Origin of the sequence: Sphingopyxis alaskensis RB2256 (genome assembly GCF_000013985.1) — a bacterium.
Lineage (GTDB): Bacteria > Pseudomonadota > Alphaproteobacteria > Sphingomonadales > Sphingomonadaceae > Sphingopyxis > Sphingopyxis alaskensis.
This window is the reverse complement of sequence record NC_008048.1, coordinates 426759-443074: the sequence shown is the minus strand read 5'-3', so window position 1 is coordinate 443074 and position 16316 is coordinate 426759. Positions and strand designations below refer to the sequence as shown.

The window sequence follows — 16316 nt, the reverse complement described above, 5'->3', positions numbered from 1 at the left end:
ATGTTGGTGGTGGAGACGGTTGTTCGGATACGGCGGGAGCACGCGAGCGGGAAGGCGATCAAGGCGATTGCGCGCGATCTGCGGCTGTCGCGCAAGGTGGTTCGCAAGGCGATCCGGGCGCCGGAAGGCGCGTTCGATTATCGCCGCACGGTTCAACCACTGCCCCGGCTTGGGCCGTTCCAAGAGCGGCTCGATACGCTGTTGATGGAGAACGAGGCTCGGCACCGGCGTGACCGGCTGCGCATGACCCGGATCCATGATCTGTTGTGCCGTGAGGGCTTTGAGGGATCCTACGACGCGGTCCGGCGCTACGCCCGGCGCTGGACGGAAGCGAGGCGCAAGGATGCGGGTGATGGGGCGCCCGCGTTCATCCCGCTCATGTTCAAGCCAGGCGAGGCCTACCAGTTCGACTGGAGCCACGAGGATGTGGAGATCGCGGGCAAGCCGATGCGGGTGAAGGTGGCGCAGATGCGGTTGTGCGCGTCGCGCGCGGTCTACGTCAGGGCCTATCCGCGCGAGACGCAGGAGATGGTGTTCGACGCCCATGCGCGCGGCTTTGCCTTCTTCGGCGGCGTTCCCCTGCGCGGCATCTACGATAACATGAAGACCGCGGTCACCACCGTGTTCGTCGGCAAGGAGCGGGTGTTCAACCGCCGCTTTCTGGTCATGGCCGATCATTACATGGTCGAGCCCACGGCCTGCTCGCCGGCGGCGGGATGGGAGAAGGGTCAGGTTGAACACCAGGTGCAGACCATCCGGGGCCGCTTCTTCCAGCCTCGCCTGCGCTTTGCCAGCATCGAGGAGCTCAACGGGTGGCTGGAGGCTGAGTGCCTGCGCTGGGCCGCAACGCACGCCCATCCCGAGCAGAAGGAGCTGACCGTCGCCGAGGCGCTGGAGCTCGAGCGGCCAGCCCTGCAGCCGATGCTGGCGCCCTTCGACGGCTTCCACGAGACCACCCATGCCGTGACCGGCACGTGCCTGATCAGCTTCGACCGTAACCGCTACTCGGTCATGGCCAAGGCGGCGCGGCGGGCCGTTCAGGTCCGCGCCTATGCCGACCGCATCGTCGTGCGCCTAGGCGACGAGGTAATCGCCGAGCATGCCCGGCACTTCGGCCGCGACCGGACGATCTATAATCCCTGGCATTACCTGCCAGTGCTGGCGCACAAGCCTGGGGCCTTGCGGAACGGCGCACCCTTCCAGGGGTGGGACCTGCCACCGGCACTGACGCGGTTGCGGCGCAAGCTGGGCGGCGGTGATGACGCCGACCGCCGCTTCGTGCGCGTGCTGGCATCGGTAATGACCGATGGCTTGGAAGCGGTCGAGGCCGCGATCCGGGAGGCGCTTGATAGCGGTGCTGTCAGCGACGAGGTCATCCTCAACATCCTGGCCCGATACCGGGACCCGCCATCCGAGCGCCCCCTGGATGTGGTCGCCGATCTCAAGCTCAGCCACCCGCCGATCGCGGACTGCGCGCGCTACGATACGGTGCGAGGCCTCCATGCAGCGGCATGAGATGATCGAGGCGATGCGCTCGCTCGGCCTCAAGGGCATGGCAGGAGCCTTCGACGAGGCGGTCACCACCGGGTTGCAGCGCAAGCGCACGACCCACGAGATCCTGACCGATCTGTTGCGCGCCGAAGCCGCGCATCGTCATGCCGCCTCGATCCGTTACCGCATGACCGCAGCCAAGCTGCCGGTAATCAAGGACCTCGACGCCTTCGCGTTCGAGGGCACCCCGATCAACGAAGAGCTGGTGCGCTCCCTGCACACAGGTTCGTTCCTGCCCGGTCGCCGCAACATCGTGCTCATCGGCGGCACAGGGACCGGCAAGACCCATCTGGCCACTGCGATCACCGCCAGCGTCGTGCGTGCCGGGGCCCGCGGGCGCTACTTCAACACGGTCGATCTCGTCACCAGGCTCGAGGAAGAAGCCCGCATCGGCAAGGCCGGCTCCATCGCCGCCCAGCTCGGCAGGCTCGACCTCGTGGTGCTTGATGAGCTGGGCTATCTGCCGTTCGCCCGATCCGGCGGGCAGCTCTTGTTCCACCTGATCAGCAAGCTCTACGAGCAGACCTCGGTCATCATCACCACCAACCTGGCCTTCGGCGAGTGGCCCACCGTGTTCGGCGATCCCAAGATGACCACCGCGCTGCTCGACCGCATCACCCACCATTGCGATATCGTCGAGACAGGCAACGACAGCTGGCGCTTCAAAAACCGCAGCTGACCCAGCCAGAAAACCGCCTTCGCGCTGCTGACGCCTCCGGTCGGGCTACGCCCTCCCTACGCCGCCAGCAGCGCGAAAACCGCGCCCAGCATCAACCACCCACCATCTCAGCAAGGGGGTCCCTTTTGCGCGCCGATAGGGGGTCCCGATTGAACGCCGATTGACAGGTTTAATCCGATCAAGCAACTTCTTGGTGCAGTGCAGGTGGAACATCGCGGCGAAGGATAGTGTTCGGCGTCCAGCGCGTCCACCGAAGCTGCCGGCTTCGCCGCTAAAATGGCAAAGACCGACCAGAAAACGTCGTTTGTCGAACGAAGGGGCAATGATTGCTTCTGTCGCAACCGTTCATTCGCTCATCCCCGTCGCAGCGGGCGTGGGAATGGCTGGGAGTGCGGCCATTCTATCGGTCCGATCATAGTTAGATAGCTTTGGAACGCGACGCTCGCGGTACCGTCACAGGGATGATGGCGTCTTAAGCATGCCGGGTACTCGGAACACGATGATGTGCCGCGCCAGCGTGGATCCTTCCGGAATATAGTCCGTATGCCAGAGGCATTCGGCGATCGTCGGGGGTGGGCCCGGACGGCCCACGAGTTCGAGGATGCCAAGGAAGCCGAGACGCACATTGGTCGCCTGATAGGCGCCAGCCTGCCCGAAATAGGACCTGGCCACTTCACGATCGACAGCGCCAAAATGGCGCTTGAGCTCTGAGATGAACCGCACACCTCCGAACCCGACATAGATATCGCTGCGGCCGGTCGCGATGCCCTCCACTTCGGTCAGTACCTCCGCAGTGGTGATGTTGCCCTTGATGAACTCCCTCAAGTCAGACTGAAGGTCGCCCTCCTTCGCGTCATCCGCTCGCAGATAATCGGTTCGTGGGCCTAGTTGCTTGCGGCCGGCATCTTGGCGGTCTGCACAGAACATAAGGATCTGCGCCAGCAAGGCGTCAAATCCATCCTTCGTCTCCCCGTGGTAGTCTGTGCACGACGCGACCGCTTCGGTGAGCTCGCGGAAGAGCTGATTGATGACAGGATTGGTGAACTGCTCCGCCTGATTTGCCTGTCGACCGAGAGCAGATTCGAGCGCAGCAGCGGTGATCTGGGGCAGTTGGTCTGCCCCCGGGAGACCATGGAGAACGCTCGTCAGCAGCGGATACGAAGCGTTCTCCTCAGCTTTTCGCGAAGCTTCTGTCTCCTCGCTGCGTCGCTGCACACCAGTCCGAAGTTGTGTCGCAAGGCAAGCATCTATCCCAAAGAGGTCGGGTTCACGCAGCAACCGGTCGAGATGTTCCGCTAGCCCGCGCTCGCGGACAAATGCCGCCTCGATACGCGGTCGAATAAGCAGCGACAGGCCAGGGCCTGCCTTCACGGTTCGCTCCGCGTCATAGATCGCCAGCAACGCGTTTAGCGTCGCGGCGGCGTTCAGCCAGCTGGGACGCGAGAGATCGTCGACCGCCCGCCGCGCGCCCCGAGCCAGTCCGACCCAGGCGATCTCGCGATCCGCCCGCGGCGCGAGCCAAGGAGGCAGGGATGCTGCCCGCAGCAGAGCCTGTCGGTCGGTGATGGCTCGCTCCAGTCGCGAGAGCGATGCATGCAGATCGGCTGCGCCTGCCTCGTTCCAAAAGCCGCGGATAATGTCGATGATCGCGTCATAGGCGACTGCATCGGCGCGGTCCTCGTCGGCCCGGGCGGCTTGCCTGAACCGCAACTGTGCCGCTTCGAGGCGACCGAGAATGTCGGGCATGGACGCCTGCGCGAGGCCATCGCCCAGCGTGATCAGGCCGAGCTCGAACGCGGCTTCGGCCTCAGCTGAAGGGAGCAGGCGTTCGAGCGCCGCGATGAGATCGCTACCGCCCCATTGCGTGAAGGCTGCGCCGAGGAGCTTTGCCGCATGAGCTGCGAACAGTTCGCTCGGCGTCCCGTCAATTTCCGTGAGAAGCGCGAGCAGCCGGTGGCGATTCATGGCGTCGGCTAGCGCGAGGCGGAAAAGCGCTTCGAGGGCATAGGCCGCCATCAAGTCGGTCCGGGGATCGGATCGATCGGCGACCTTATCAAGTAGGATCGGTGTCAGCGTCCGTCCGAGACGGTCCCGCAGATGCGGGGCCTCGATCAGCAGATGGGCCGCGTCGCGTAGGACCGTGGGCGAGGGCGCTGCTGCGAAGCCATCGGTCAACAAGGAATCGAGTATGGCCTGGTCGGTCTCGGGCGCCGTAACCGTCATCGTCACTAGCACGTCGAGGAAGGGGGCCTGCAACAGTGCATCCCGCTCCAATGCGAGGCGATTGGCGCCGCCAATTCGCTCCAGCGTCACGACCTCTCCTTGCGCGAGGCATCTGGATATCGCGTCGATGACCGTCACGCCGCGACGCTCGCGTGCGCGATCACCACAGATATGCATCCTTCTCCGCAATCCGGCACCGGTCCTCGCCGAGCTGACTGACGATCGCCGGCGGATTGGCGCTCGCTACGAGGATCTGGAGGCCCGGCGTCTCCTTCGCGATCGTCTGCAATTCCCCCAGCAGCGCGGCCAGATCGATATCGCTGACCTCCTCGGCGCCCGGCGAGTCGATGATCAGGAGCCCCGGATGGCGCCCAAGGCCGCGCTCTTGGGCGACGCGCAACAAGGCAACCGCCGTCGCGAGCCGCAACCGCAATCGTTCGCCCGCAGTGACCTTGCTGAAGCTGGTGCTTTCGCCGCCTTTGGTAAGGGCCAGCGTCGCGTTCGATCCTAGTTTGACGCCCTCGAGCATTCTGACGCCGAGGCGCTGCCCCAATGTGAGGATCTCCTCGCTCAGCCGTTGCAATATGTCGCCGCGGCTCTGGTCATAGGCGGTCTCGGCTTCTTTGGTGGCAGCCCGCACGAGCGCAAGATCAGGAGAGGGCGTCGGAGCCACCCCGTCGATCTTGCGCTCCTTGAGCGCTCCCTCGAGCCGCGCAACGGCTAGCTCTGCCTCCCGCCGCTGCTGGAAGGTTATCCCCGTCGCCGCTTTCTCCAGCGCTGCGCGCGCTGCATCGACCGCCTTGCTCGCATCTTCGGCAAGCCGGCGCAGCGCAGATTCGTGGGCGACGGCCCGCTCCACGGCGGCCCTCGAGGCTTGTGCCCGCCTTTCGCCGGCCTCGATGGTCTCGCTCACCCCCTCCATGGTTTCGACCGGGATGTGCTCGGCGCAAAGCGAGCAGTTGAGATCGACGCTCTCCCGCTTGATGCGCTCGCCCGACACCTTCGCCTCGCAGCGCGGGCAGCAGACCGGCTCCAGTCCATTGAAGAACTGCTCAGCGACGATATTCTCGCGCAAATTGCGCAGGGCCCGCTCATCGGTATCGGCCAACTCCCGCAGCGCCTTGAGCTCGGCTTGCGCTGTAGCGTGGCGTTTCGCCTGGTCGATCGCGATCGGGGAAAGCCGGGCCACTTCACCTGCCAGTCGCTCAAGCTCTTTTGCCGTTGCCTGTGTCGAACTCAGCCCTGCCAGGGTCTTCTGCGCCGCCGCGAGATCGGCCTCGAGGCGCGTTCGTGCCTTGGCGGCTTCCTCCGCCGCGCGCGCCGCGGCCTTGTTGCCCTGGTCCTGTTCCTGCTCGACCTCCTTCTTGACGGTGCGCGCCTGCATGACCGTCAGCGCCCAGGGGAGCCCCACATACATCTGCAGCATACGCGCGGGCAGGCCACCCATCTGTACGTCACCGAGAAGCAATTTGTGGTCGCCGCCGAAATAGAGCCCGCCCGACAACGCCGTCCAGCCATGTTCGACCGCCATCTTGTCGCCGTCCTTGCCCTGCATCGCGGGAATGGGATCGAGGTCGAGCGTGTTCATCATGAACTGCGACATGCCGGCCGCAAAACCCTCGTCCGACGAAAAGTGATCGACGATGGTTGGCGCGCCACTTGGTCGGATAAGCATCAGTGTACCGGTTGGAACACCGGCATCGACGGTGAACTCGATCCGATAGGGCTGCGCATCGACCAGAAAGTCTAGGGCAACCCAGCTCAGCCATTTGCGGACATCGCCCTGCAGATCCTTGGGCGTGCCGCGCAGGCACCACAGGATGATCTCGATGATGCTCGACTTGCCGGCAAAATTCTTCTCGCTGGTGATCGCCCAGATGCCCGGCCTCAAGCCCTCCCAGCAGAAATCGATCGCACCCTGCGCCTTGCCGCCCTTCTCGCCCTTGAACGCGATGGCTGTGATGGTGAGCGTCCGCGCCGGGCGCATCGGACGGTCCGCCGTAATGCCCCGTCTGCGAAGCGCTATCTCGGCTTCGGCCGGGCTCATGCCCGCCTTTTCCGCCACCATTTCGAGCCAGCTTGCCGTCATCGTCCGGCCCTTTCCAATATGGCGTCCAGCCTTTTGCGCACGCGCTCGGTGATCGGCGCGATGATATGGTTGAGTTCCGTCCCGGCATATTCAGCCTGGAGATATTGCCGATCCTTGAGAGCCTTGCCGCCCTTGTCGCCGGCAACGCGCGTGACGATCGCCGCTCGGTCGCGATACCAGGCCAGTTCCGGCGCGGCCTCGGCCAGCGACGCCATTGCCTCGCGCCCCTTGATCGTCAGCAGATAGATATGCTCGCGGACCTGGCCTGGCGACCCTTGCCGCCTGATCTTCAAAAGACCTGCCGCGACCAGGATCGACAGCGCATTGTCGAGCGGCTCGAAGGCCCCGAAATGATAGCGGATCATCGGCAGACGCCGGAGATCGGGCTCGCGATCATCGAATATTCGTTCGGCCAAATGGATGAGCGATGCGTCGCCCGTTTCCTCGAAGACGGTAAGAAGCTCATTTGCAAGATAGTCCGGATTGCGCATCCAGAAGTCGAGCGCTTGCAGCCGCGACTGCGCGTGCAGCGTAGCAACGACATCCTCGCCCCACTGGTCTGCGTCTGCCGTAGCCCCCGCAGCATCAATACATGCGAGCAACCTTACCGCACTCTGCCGGTCCGACGCCCCAGATACTTCAGACACCACAAGAGGCCCCTGTTCTTGTCTACCCCGGACAGCCCGTCACCATGATGAAGATGATGTAACCCATGAATGCAATTGAAAACCCCAAATCGTTCAAATGTGAAGAAGACCCGTTTCTTGCAGGGAATAGTCGTGTCGCCATCGTCGCCGCGATGACGCCTAGGTTTGCTTGGGGGCTGCCAGTCCTTGATCGGCCCAATATCCGACGCTCTGCGATCCCGGTCGGACACCGGCCTTTGAGTAGACCTGCCATTCGACATTTCGCTGCGGAACGGTCGCTTAGTCCCAGCCATCGTGATCGATCATTACCGTGCCTGTCGGGATATTCGCTGCGAACGCATGAGAGGGGAGTGGGCTTTGCCTTGATTGAGCCAGTTGGGCGTCGAAGGTCGATGCACCGGGCTCACAATCAGGAGTGTGTCCCATGATCAAGTCGATCCCGCTGAACAAGCTCGTCCAGTCTCCCCGCAATGTTCGCCGTCACAGTGACCCGGCATCAGACGCCGAGCTCAAGGCAAGCATCGCAGCCTGTGGCCTGCTACAGAACCTCATCGTGAGGCCCACCGCCAAGGCCAAGTTCGAGGTCGAAGCCGGTGAGAGGCGTCGGCGCGCAATGCTCGCGCTTGCAGACGAAAAGATCCTTGCCCGCGATCACGAAGTCACCTGCCTCGTGCTCGAAGACAGCGCTGAGGTCGCGGTCGAGACCAGCCTTGCGGAGAACTTTCACCGCCTCGCCATGAACCCGGCCGACGAAGCCCAGGCCTTTGCCGCGCTCGTGGCAGGCGGTGCGACCGTCGAGGACGTCGCGCGCCGCTTCGGTCTGACCGTTCGCTTCGTTGATGGCCGGCTGCGTCTCGCGAACCTTGCGCCTGTGGTGTTTGAGGCACTGGCCTCCGGGGAAATCACCCTCGATATCGCCAAGGCCTTCGGCGCGACCTCGGACCAGGACATCCAGGCCCGGGTGTTCGAGCAGGTTTCCTCGGCCTACTACGCACCCAATCCCGACAGCATCCGGCGCATGGTCCTCTCCGGCACAGTCCGGGGCAGCGATCCGCGCGCCCGTCTCGTTGGCCGCGATGCCTACATTGCCGCGGGCGGCCGGATCGAGCGTGAGCTGTTCGACAACGACGACAGCGAATCCTGGGTCGATGTTGCGCTGCTCGAAAGCCTAGCGGCGGCAGAGATGGAAGAGCAGGCCAAAGCCCTCGCCACCGAGCAGGGTCTTGCCTGGGTGAAGCCAACGCTTGATCCCTACGCCAGCCACGATCTGGTCGAAGGGCTGGTCCGGCTTCCTGCCGACCCGGCGCCGATGACCGAAGCCGAATTGGCAAGGCTCGACGAACTCGATGCCTCCTATGACGAACATGCGGCTATCCTCGAAGATGAGGACAGCGCCGAGGAGGCTGTGGCAGCGGCCGAAGCGGCAATCGAGGCGATCGAACGCGAGTGTCAGGACATTCGCGCCCGCCCGCCCGTCATCGCGCCCGAGCTCAAGGCCGAGGCAGGGATGATCCTGGTGCTCTCGCGTGATGGGACGCCGGTTCTCCAACCGGTGTTCTACGGCGAGCGTCAGGCTGATCCCGCGGAAGCTGACGATGGGATCGAAGTCGTTGCCGGCGATGAAGGTTCGGACAGGCGCCGGACGACTTTGTCGAAACGTCTGGTCGACGAACTCGCGATGCAGCGTCGCGATATTCTGGCACTTCACGTTGCGTCCGATCCCGGGCTGGCGCTCGACATCATGGTCTTCACCCTCGCCGATTCCGATACCCACGATTGGCGGGCGCGCCCTTCGACCACGCTGCGCGCGCCTGTTCCGGCAGGCCCGATCATCGGCTTCGAAGCCAAGGATGCGCCAGCGAGCAGCGCGCTTGCCGAGCTCAGGTCCGGTCTCGACGAAAGCTGGCGCGCCGGTGCCAATGCAACGTCCCGCTTCGACCTGTTTCGGGCGCTGTCCGATGACAGCCGCGCCGCGTGGCTGGGCCATGTCGTTGCCCGGTCGCTCGAGGCCAGCCTCAACATGGAAGGTGAGCGTCAGCTGCCATTCCAGGATCATCTCGGCAGCCTGATCGGCATCGACATGGCGCAGTGGTGGCGTCCGACGGCGGCCAATTACTTCGATCGGGTATCGAAGCAGGTGATCCTCGACGCGCTGACCGACGTCGGCGGTCTCGAGCTCTCCTCCCGCTTTGCCTCGGTCAAGAAGGGTGACCTCGCGATGAGTGCCGAACGCGTCTTCGCCGGCACTTACATCACCGAGGTCGAAGTACGCGAGAAGGCCCTGGCCTGGGTGCCTGAGGTCCTGCGGTTTGCCTCCGCTGCCCCGGAGGCTGGCGAAGCCGAGATCGACGCGACCGACGCTGACCCCGGTGACGATACCGAAGATCAGTCCCCCCGCGAGTTGGCCGCCTGACCTCCTCCTGACAGGCTCGGTCACTCGCACCTCGAGAAGCGGTCCTTCGGCTTACGCCGGAGGGCCGCTTCCTTTTTGGAAGGAGAGCGGAGGGGGCTCGAGACCTTGTGGCACTGACCGGCGAGCCCGTCGCCGACTGTCCGGATGCCTCAATCAGGAGACCCATCATGGCCTATCGCAAGGGACAGAGCGGCGGCTTGTCGCCCGCCACCCGCATCACCCAGGAAATCATCGCCCGTCTGGAAGCAGGCACGAAGCCGTGGATCAAGCCGTGGCGCGGTGTCCCGGTCTCCCGCCCCTTGCGGGCCTGCGGGATCCCGTACCGCGGTATGAACGTGTTCTGGCTGTGGATGGTCGCTGACATGTGCGGCTACGCCTCGCCGTTCTGGATGACCTACAACCAGGCACAATCGCTCGGAGCCCAGGTCCGCAAGGGCGAGAAGTCGACCATCGCGATATTCTACAAGAGCTACACCAAGGAGGTGGAAGCCCCCGATACCGGCGAAAAGACCGACGAAGCCCGCCGGGTGCTGAAGGCCTATCCGGTCTTCAATGCCGATCAGGTCGAAGGTCTGCCCGAGCGCTTCCATCCGGCCGCAACGCTCGAACTGGTCGAGCCTGAAGGGCGCGAGGCCGAGCTCGACGCCTTCTTCGCTGCCATCCCAGTCAATTTGCGTCATCAGGGCTGCGAAGCCTATTATGAACCGACTGCGGATCGCGTCACGATGCCGCCGGTCAGCCTGTTTGGCGGGTTCGATCACTACTATGCCACGCTCGCCCACGAGCTGTCGCACTGGACCGGCCATGCCAGCCGCCTGGGCCGCGATCTCAAGAACCGCTTCGGCACTTCCGCCTACGCCGCCGAAGAACTGGTCGCCGAACTCTCCAGTGCCATGCTGGGTGCTGAGCTGGGGCTGCCGGTCACGCATCTCGACAGCCACGCGAGCTATATCGAGCACTGGCTCAAGCTTCTGAAGGACGACGACCGCGCCATCCTGACCGCTGCGGCCAAGGCCGAAGAAGCTGCGAGCCTGCTGCTGAAGCTCGGCGGGAAGATCATTCCCGAGCAGTCTGACGATGCGTCCGACGACGCTGCGCTGGCGGCCTGAGGGAGGATGCCATGGGCCGATCAGTCAGCTATCCCAGCGGCGCAATTGTCGCCTTTACGGTGCTCGACGTTGAAAGCGACGACGATTGGGAATTCGAGTATGAATGGCTGCGCGAGGACTTGCGCGAGCGGGCCGCCAATGCTTTCCCGTCCCTGATCCCGCATGACGGCTGGCGCGGCCGGGAAGACCGGATCCTCATGCGCAATGCCTATGCGGATTTCGGCGTATCGGTCTATGGCGGGCTGGTGGCCGTCTGGATCGTCGAACGCGATGACGGGCCCTATTGGGACGCCGATTGGCGCACGGCTCGTTCACCGCGGGCAAGGCGCTGGCTGTCCCAGATCGCATCCCGCTTCGATGCCTTGTTCGGCGACTTCGATTGCCTCGGGCACATGTCGAATGGCGAGGGGGTCTACACCAAGCGCGCAGCTTGAGCTCCGCGAGTTGGTCACGCCCGGAGCTTTGGGTTGCCATCCCTGACCGAGCTTTGTCGGCCGGTCATGGTCTGTCGCCATGCGAGAGAGGCCCTGGGCCAGCCGCCAGCCTTGCGCAACCCGGCTTGGGCGGGCCCGTGTTGGCCTTGGCCCTTGGGGCCCAAGGCCTGCCCGCGCCAGCCCGCCAAGCCGGGTTCCCCCTCGCGGGTGCGCAATCCTGCCTGAATGCTGGCCCTGACGGGCTCTCGCTGGCGCAGCCATGAACGGGTGCGTCGGCCTTACGTCAGTCAGGAGGATACCCTATGCACACGTCATTCGCCGATCAACTCGCCGGGCTCGATCTCGCCGGTTTCTCGATTGGACCGGCTCCCGTATCGACAAGCGATTTCCCAGTCCGGGAGGCGGTCGTCCAAACCCTCGAAGCGGTCTGGTCCGATCTTTTCGCCATGGTGTCCGGGACCGCTCTTGAAGCCGACGCCGAGGATCTTGGCTGGGCCTTCGTCAACATCTTTCACCGCTCGGCGGAACGCAAATCGACTGCCCTTGACCGGGCGACCGACGAGGTCCGCGCGCTGATTGCTACGGCCGATGGATCCGAGGTCCACACCCATGACCTTGAGACCCAGGTTGAGCGGGCGCAATGCGCAGAAAGCGCTATGCTGGCACTCGAAGAGATGCGTGAAGTCGCAGCAGGCCTATACCTCAACGAGTTCGGTTCCTCCTGGAAGCCAGTCTCCAGTTCTCGCTTCAATCACAGTGCAATGCTGACCTCGGCGCTCGTCGAAGGTCGCGACTTCCTGCGCGCCCGCGCCGAGGCCAAACGCCGTGCGGCCGTGCCCGAAGGAACCCCGGTCGTGTTCGCCGGAGGGCGCACCCGTCATGCTACCGAAGACGATGCGCTGACCTTCGGCAACAATGTTTGGGCCACGCTCGACAAGGTCCGCGACCGCGTGCCGGATATGGTCTTGATCCATGGCGGCGACACCAAGGGCGTCGACCGTCTGGCTTCGAGCTGGGCTGAACGTCGCGGCATCCCGCAGGTCACGTTCTCGCTCGACATGCGGCTGGGCGCCCGTGCCGGCTTCAAGCGCAACGAGCGGATGCTCTCCCTCGATCCGCGCTATGTCATCGCCTTTCCGGGCAATGGCGTGCTCGAACGTCTGGTCATCGAAGCCAAGGCCCGGCGGATCACCGTGGTCGATCGCCGCGGGCCCCTCGGTACCAATCCGAAGAACACTTCGGCCAGGACCGACTAAGGCCCTGTCGGTCTTCGCGCCAGCGCCGGATCGGCGCTGGCGTCGCCCATCAGAGGAAAGGCGTGCGCCTGTCGGTTGGAGCCAGCGAATGGTCGTTGGCTCCTTTCTACAGGAGGTATTCCATGATCGATATCGAGGCCGTGATGGCCGACTTTGCCGTTCGTCAGGCCCAGCGGCAGGCCCAGGTAGTCGAAGAGATTCAGCAGCTCAAGACCGTCATTCTCCCGCGCTTGCAGGAAGCCGGAATCGCCCGCGTCGAGATCCGCTTTGACGGCTGCGGCGACAGCGGTGCTGTTGAGGAATGCGCGTGCCTCGATGCCGCTGGTGCCGCGATCGCGTGCCCCGATGTCACCATTCTGGAAGACGAAGCAGGCAACTCGGATGGTGACGGTTCCGCGGAGCTGCACTCACTCGGCCAAGCTCTCGAGCAGCTGACCTATCTGGCGCTCGAACGTCACCATCCTGGCTGGGAGATCAACGACGGTGCCTGCGGCGAACTGGTGATCGATGTGGCTGAAGCGACCTTCGTGCTCGACTGCAGCCTGCGCTTCATCGCTACCGATGATCACTCGACCGAGCTCTAGGAGACTTGGCATGGCCCATTGCTATTACCACGCCCTCTCGTCGGTCCGGAAATGGGGCGGCAGGGTCGATGACTATCTCCCGCTGCACCAGTGGTTCGACCAGTCCAAGGCAATCCTGGCAGACCCTCGGCACCGCGCGCTGCGGCACCATGCCGAGGGGATATTCATGCTCGAAACCTTGTTCGGCGAGACCCTCGTCAATGCTGATGGCCGGGTCGTTCCGGTGCGTCTGGTCGGCGAACAGCACGTACGCGAAGACCTGGGGTCGATCCCCTCCTTTGCGGACTGGGCGCGCTTGATCACGCCGCAGGCCTGGATGCTGCGAGGCAACCCTCTGGACGGCGCTGAAGGGGTGACGATCGATATGCCTGTCCCCGGCGAAGCAGTTGCGTCCAGGACCAGGCCACCTGCTGGAGGAGAGGTCCGTACCGTGATCTAGGAAGGGGTTCTCCGGTGGAGGGCTGGCGGGGGAATGATTCGGCCAAGAACGGAGGGAACCGAGGCAGGGCAAACCTGTTCAAGGCATCCAGCTCCACCCGGCTTCGATGCAAACCTGTCCCTGAATCACCCCCCGTCGAGACGCGCAACCCGGATCAGGTCCGGCCGAGTTGCCGGGCTGTGCCCGGCTGCCCGCACCACCCGGCCCAGTTCCGGGTTCCCCTTCGGTGCGCTTCGCCATGGGGCGCTTCTGCTCGGGTTTTGCAGCCGGGATGGACCCGGAATGCTCGATCAGGAGAAAGCCCATGACCAATCTCGTTATCCTCGTTGGCCGTATCGCTCGCGACCCCGAAACCCGCACCACCCAGGGTGGAACCAGCATCACCTCGATCTCGGTCGTGACCGATCGGCCCGCCCGCAAGGATGGCAAGACCTACAAGGACAAAAACGGCTACACCGCCAAGGACAGCGAATTCCACCGGATCACCTGCTTCAACGGCCTGAGCCAGAACGTCGCCAAGTATTGCACCAAGGGCCAGCTCGTGACGGTCGAAGGCCGCATCCACTACACGCAGTGGGAGGATCAGAGCGGCGCCAAGCGCTACGGCTGCGAGATCATCGCCGACAAGGTCGACTTCCTCACCAAGGGCCGTTCGGGCGGCAACGAGGGAGCACCCGATATCGACGAGGACTGAATGTCCTCACTCCGCGACAAGGCCCCGGTGGCTGACGCCATTGGGGCCTTTTCTTTTGTACGCCAGCGATGCGGCGGCGCGGGGCATCGAACCCCTTGCCGCCGCCAGGTTGGGCTTTACGCGGGAGCAATCCGCTTCAGCGTTTCCTCGATCCCGAGGGCCATCGATGCGCGAACGATCTGGCGCAACTGCGCTGGTTCGATCGTCTCCGCGCCGCACTCGATCAGCAGCTTTCCGAGTTCGGTCGCTGCCTCTTCGCGGAGACGAGCCTCCTCGTTCTCGAGTTGGGCACGCTGTTCACGCAGCTTCCTCAGCGCATCGCGTGCAGTAGGTTTGGACCTGGCCATAGTGTTTCCTTCTTGCTGGCCGTTGGTCCCCTCCGCTCCCGATCTTGGCACTGCGGGGGCATGTAGGAAAATGGTTTGTGGGGCAGGCGTCGCGCTTCTGCGCAGGCGTTGGAGAGGTCTCTCTCGCAGAAAGACCAAGTCTGATGCGGGCTTTGGGGCTGCGTCAAGGACGACGGGGCCCCACCATTTTTACCGGGCAAGCCCGGCAAAAATCGTTGCCCCCATCGCCGCTTCGCGGCCGCTATCGCGGTCCCTGACCCAGCCCGTCACCCACATCCTTCGCAGCTCCTGATGCGACGCATCAAACATCAGGAGGAAAGATCATGTACGCTTCACTGAACATTGCCGCTGCTGGTCCCGCCGCCGATCAGGCAGCCTTCGTTGCAGCCCTGGATCAGGCCCATGCCCGGTCCTTTCACAGCTACTTCACGCAGTACGTCCTGACCGATGACGAGGCAGGATACATCGCGGTCGATGAAGGAGATTACGGTGCCTTGCCCAAGGCCATGCTGGACCGTGTCATCGACACCGTGGCGGGCCGTCTCAGCGATGAATTCTGATCCGCCGGTTTGGGAGGAAGTCCGTCAGGGCTTCCTCCTTTCCTTTTGCTCGCAGACCGTTTCAGCATCACTCAGCCGGAACGTGAAGGCGGGTCGCAAGCGTCAGTCGGGGGTATCGGAACGGTCGAGATCGGTGAGCCGCTCCGGCATATCCAGGACCTTCAATGCCGCGGCCTCGATTGCCTCTGCCTGCGTCGGGAAAGCCTCGGAAGAACTGATCGAAACCCCGTTCGGGTAAGTGACTGTCGCCTGGAAGCCGTTGCCCTTCGGTGTCGCACTCAATGTGACCTGGCCCATGCCGCGCCTCCCTGCTGCCCTCATTAAATGCCCCCATCATAGGCATCGATCCCGTCTGTGCCTATCGCGATCCGAGGGTCAGCAAACTGCCAAGCGTCCCAGAGAATGGGGTTTGCAAACCACATCATCCGTTACAGGCTCAATAGCTGGTTCCTGTCCTCGCAGTTAGGGACGGTTGAGCACACCGTACGCGACAAATCGCTGGGATAGTTAGCGGAAAAGCACGAAATTACAGATGCATGGATCGAATTCTGCGAAATGGCAGCTTCTCCGTCAAAAGTGACGGAGGCGAGGGGAGTTACGTGGATTTGACCAAAGCCATGCCGGGAATGGCGGAATTCCGCATCTCTTGATGTTCTTGACATGTTCTTGAATCTGACTTAGCTTCGATCTTGCCTTTCGCAGTGTGAACCGGGCTCCTGACCACAAGGAGTCCGTGCATGACACGGCCAATCTGTCTCCAGGTTTATATCTCCAGCGAGCTCAGCTCGCTGATCCGCAAGGCTGCCAAGGCCAAGGGGATCAGCATGAGTGAGTGGGTTCGCGCCTTGCTCGCCAATGCCTGCACCGAGGACGAGCTTGCCTCTCGGCTCGACGCATCCATTGAACGTATTTCCCGCCGCTCGGTGTTCCTCATGGTGGGTGTAGATGCGCTGCTGGCAGGGCACCCCGACCACGCGCTGCGCGGTCGGGCGCACCAGGCTTACGCGCGCAAATGCAAGGAGCTCGGCCTTTCCGCCGCTACCGGTGAGGGAGGTTCCGATGAAGCGTAACCTTGTCAATTTCACCCGCGGCAGCCAGCTGCTCGGACACTTCAGCTTCATGTTCGCGGCGGGTCTCAAGGGCCCACTGATCATTGCCGCGCTCGTGATCTCATGGACCTCCTGGTGGACCATTTCGGCAGGCCTCACCGATCATGAAGTCTACCTGTGTTGATTTGCGCTGAGAACTGACCCGGGATTTTCATCGAGAACTGACCCGGGTGGGTATGGGT

The 16316-nt window shown here is 63.6% G+C and carries 17 protein-coding genes; 12 read left to right on the top strand and 5 right to left on the bottom strand.

Features of this window, described 5'->3' with window-relative positions; genetic code table 11:
• Both istA and istB read left to right on the top strand, forming a co-directional pair.
• The gene (gene istA / locus SALA_RS02170; RefSeq protein ID WP_011540745.1) at window positions 1-1515 is read left to right on the top strand and encodes an IS21 family transposase; all 1515 of its coding nucleotides are present in this window, start codon (window positions 1-3) and stop codon (window positions 1513-1515) included.
• Window positions 1502-2230, top strand: a complete 729-nt coding sequence (gene istB, locus SALA_RS02165; protein ID WP_011540744.1) for an IS21-like element helper ATPase IstB — start codon at window positions 1502-1504, stop codon at window positions 2228-2230. Before istA ends, istB begins: the two co-directional genes overlap by 14 nt.
• A 453-nt stretch (window positions 2231-2683) precedes the next feature.
• Here istB and SALA_RS02160 read toward each other — a convergent pair whose 3' ends face one another.
• From SALA_RS02160 to SALA_RS02150, 3 genes are read right to left on the bottom strand one after another with little or no spacing between them, the layout of a single operon-like run.
• The gene (locus SALA_RS02160; protein ID WP_041383572.1) at window positions 2684-4591 is read right to left on the bottom strand and encodes a hypothetical protein; all 1908 of its coding nucleotides are present in this window, start codon (window positions 4589-4591) and stop codon (window positions 2684-2686) included.
• Window positions 4592-4613: 22 nt separating this feature from the next.
• Window positions 4614-6542 carry a hypothetical protein gene (locus SALA_RS02155; protein ID WP_011540742.1) on the bottom strand — a complete coding sequence of 643 codons (1929 nt, stop codon included), beginning with the start codon at window positions 6540-6542 and terminating at the stop codon, window positions 4614-4616.
• The gene (locus tag SALA_RS02150) at window positions 6539-7189 is read right to left on the bottom strand and encodes a hypothetical protein (protein WP_041383571.1); all 651 of its coding nucleotides are present in this window, start codon (window positions 7187-7189) and stop codon (window positions 6539-6541) included. Before SALA_RS02150 ends, SALA_RS02155 begins: the two co-directional genes overlap by 4 nt.
• A 424-nt stretch (window positions 7190-7613) precedes the next feature.
• Between SALA_RS02150 and SALA_RS02145 the strand changes: the two genes are divergently transcribed.
• From SALA_RS02145 to SALA_RS02115, 7 genes are all read left to right on the top strand, one after another.
• The gene (locus tag SALA_RS02145) at window positions 7614-9602 is read left to right on the top strand and encodes a ParB/RepB/Spo0J family partition protein (RefSeq protein WP_011540740.1); all 1989 of its coding nucleotides are present in this window, start codon (window positions 7614-7616) and stop codon (window positions 9600-9602) included.
• Between the two features lie 167 nt (window positions 9603-9769).
• Window positions 9770-10711 carry an ArdC family protein gene (locus tag SALA_RS02140; RefSeq protein ID WP_011540739.1) on the top strand — a complete coding sequence of 314 codons (942 nt, stop codon included), beginning with the start codon at window positions 9770-9772 and terminating at the stop codon, window positions 10709-10711.
• Window positions 10712-10722: 11 nt separating this feature from the next.
• The gene (locus tag SALA_RS02135; RefSeq protein ID WP_011540738.1) at window positions 10723-11145 is read left to right on the top strand and encodes a hypothetical protein; all 423 of its coding nucleotides are present in this window, start codon (window positions 10723-10725) and stop codon (window positions 11143-11145) included.
• A 302-nt stretch (window positions 11146-11447) separates the two neighbouring features.
• Window positions 11448-12401, top strand: a complete 954-nt coding sequence (locus SALA_RS02130; protein ID WP_011540737.1) for a DUF2493 domain-containing protein — start codon at window positions 11448-11450, stop codon at window positions 12399-12401.
• 122 nt (window positions 12402-12523) lie between these two features.
• Window positions 12524-12985 carry a DUF6878 family protein gene (locus SALA_RS02125; protein WP_011540736.1) on the top strand — a complete coding sequence of 154 codons (462 nt, stop codon included), beginning with the start codon at window positions 12524-12526 and terminating at the stop codon, window positions 12983-12985.
• 10 nt (window positions 12986-12995) lie between these two features.
• Window positions 12996-13424 (top strand): DUF6915 family protein, encoded by a 429-nt coding sequence (locus SALA_RS02120; RefSeq protein ID WP_011540735.1) that lies wholly within the window; start codon window positions 12996-12998, stop codon window positions 13422-13424.
• A gap of 304 nt (window positions 13425-13728) precedes the next feature.
• On the top strand, window positions 13729-14118 hold the full coding sequence (locus tag SALA_RS02115) for a single-stranded DNA-binding protein (RefSeq protein WP_041382996.1): 390 nt from the start codon (window positions 13729-13731) through the stop codon (window positions 14116-14118).
• A gap of 116 nt (window positions 14119-14234) precedes the next feature.
• On the opposite strand, the gene SALA_RS17435 is transcribed toward SALA_RS02115, so the two are convergent.
• Entirely contained in the window at window positions 14235-14465 is a 231-nt protein-coding gene (locus SALA_RS17435) for a DUF6437 family protein (RefSeq protein WP_236672126.1), read from the bottom strand.
• A gap of 323 nt (window positions 14466-14788) precedes the next feature.
• Between SALA_RS17435 and SALA_RS02105 the strand changes: the two genes are divergently transcribed.
• Window positions 14789-15025 (top strand): hypothetical protein, encoded by a 237-nt coding sequence (locus SALA_RS02105; RefSeq protein WP_041382994.1) that lies wholly within the window; start codon window positions 14789-14791, stop codon window positions 15023-15025.
• 102 nt (window positions 15026-15127) lie between these two features.
• Here SALA_RS02105 and SALA_RS02100 read toward each other — a convergent pair whose 3' ends face one another.
• Entirely contained in the window at window positions 15128-15322 is a 195-nt protein-coding gene (locus SALA_RS02100) for a hypothetical protein (RefSeq protein ID WP_041383570.1), read from the bottom strand.
• A 440-nt stretch (window positions 15323-15762) separates the two neighbouring features.
• Here SALA_RS02100 and SALA_RS02095 point away from each other — a divergent pair, with 440 nt between their 5' ends.
• Both SALA_RS02095 and SALA_RS17050 read left to right on the top strand, forming a co-directional pair.
• Complete coding sequence (locus tag SALA_RS02095; protein WP_041382992.1) at window positions 15763-16095, top strand: hypothetical protein; 333 nt, start codon at window positions 15763-15765, stop codon at window positions 16093-16095.
• Window positions 16085-16258, top strand: coding sequence for a hypothetical protein (locus SALA_RS17050; RefSeq protein WP_153802614.1), 174 nt, complete (start codon window positions 16085-16087; stop codon window positions 16256-16258). Before SALA_RS02095 ends, SALA_RS17050 begins: the two co-directional genes overlap by 11 nt.
• Window positions 16259-16316: the final 58 nt, after the last annotated feature.

Coding starts and splice junctions, on each gene's coding strand:
- SALA_RS17435 (WP_236672126.1), bottom strand. CDS start 14,465: ATGGCCAGGTCCAAACCTACTGCACGCGATGCGCTGAGGAAGCTGCGT.
- istA (WP_011540745.1), top strand. CDS start 1: ATGTTGGTGGTGGAGACGGTTGTTCGGATACGGCGGGAGCACGCGAGC.
- SALA_RS02145 (WP_011540740.1), top strand. CDS start 7,614: ATGATCAAGTCGATCCCGCTGAACAAGCTCGTCCAGTCTCCCCGCAAT.
- SALA_RS02125 (WP_011540736.1), top strand. CDS start 12,524: ATGATCGATATCGAGGCCGTGATGGCCGACTTTGCCGTTCGTCAGGCC.
- SALA_RS02095 (WP_041382992.1), top strand. CDS start 15,763: ATGACACGGCCAATCTGTCTCCAGGTTTATATCTCCAGCGAGCTCAGC.
- SALA_RS02135 (WP_011540738.1), top strand. CDS start 10,723: ATGGGCCGATCAGTCAGCTATCCCAGCGGCGCAATTGTCGCCTTTACG.
- SALA_RS02130 (WP_011540737.1), top strand. CDS start 11,448: ATGCACACGTCATTCGCCGATCAACTCGCCGGGCTCGATCTCGCCGGT.
- SALA_RS02155 (WP_011540742.1), bottom strand. CDS start 6,542: ATGACGGCAAGCTGGCTCGAAATGGTGGCGGAAAAGGCGGGCATGAGC.
- SALA_RS17050 (WP_153802614.1), top strand. CDS start 16,085: ATGAAGCGTAACCTTGTCAATTTCACCCGCGGCAGCCAGCTGCTCGGA.
- SALA_RS02105 (WP_041382994.1), top strand. CDS start 14,789: ATGTACGCTTCACTGAACATTGCCGCTGCTGGTCCCGCCGCCGATCAG.
- istB (WP_011540744.1), top strand. CDS start 1,502: ATGCAGCGGCATGAGATGATCGAGGCGATGCGCTCGCTCGGCCTCAAG.
- SALA_RS02120 (WP_011540735.1), top strand. CDS start 12,996: ATGGCCCATTGCTATTACCACGCCCTCTCGTCGGTCCGGAAATGGGGC.
- SALA_RS02115 (WP_041382996.1), top strand. CDS start 13,729: ATGACCAATCTCGTTATCCTCGTTGGCCGTATCGCTCGCGACCCCGAA.
- SALA_RS02100 (WP_041383570.1), bottom strand. CDS start 15,322: ATGGGCCAGGTCACATTGAGTGCGACACCGAAGGGCAACGGCTTCCAG.
- SALA_RS02140 (WP_011540739.1), top strand. CDS start 9,770: ATGGCCTATCGCAAGGGACAGAGCGGCGGCTTGTCGCCCGCCACCCGC.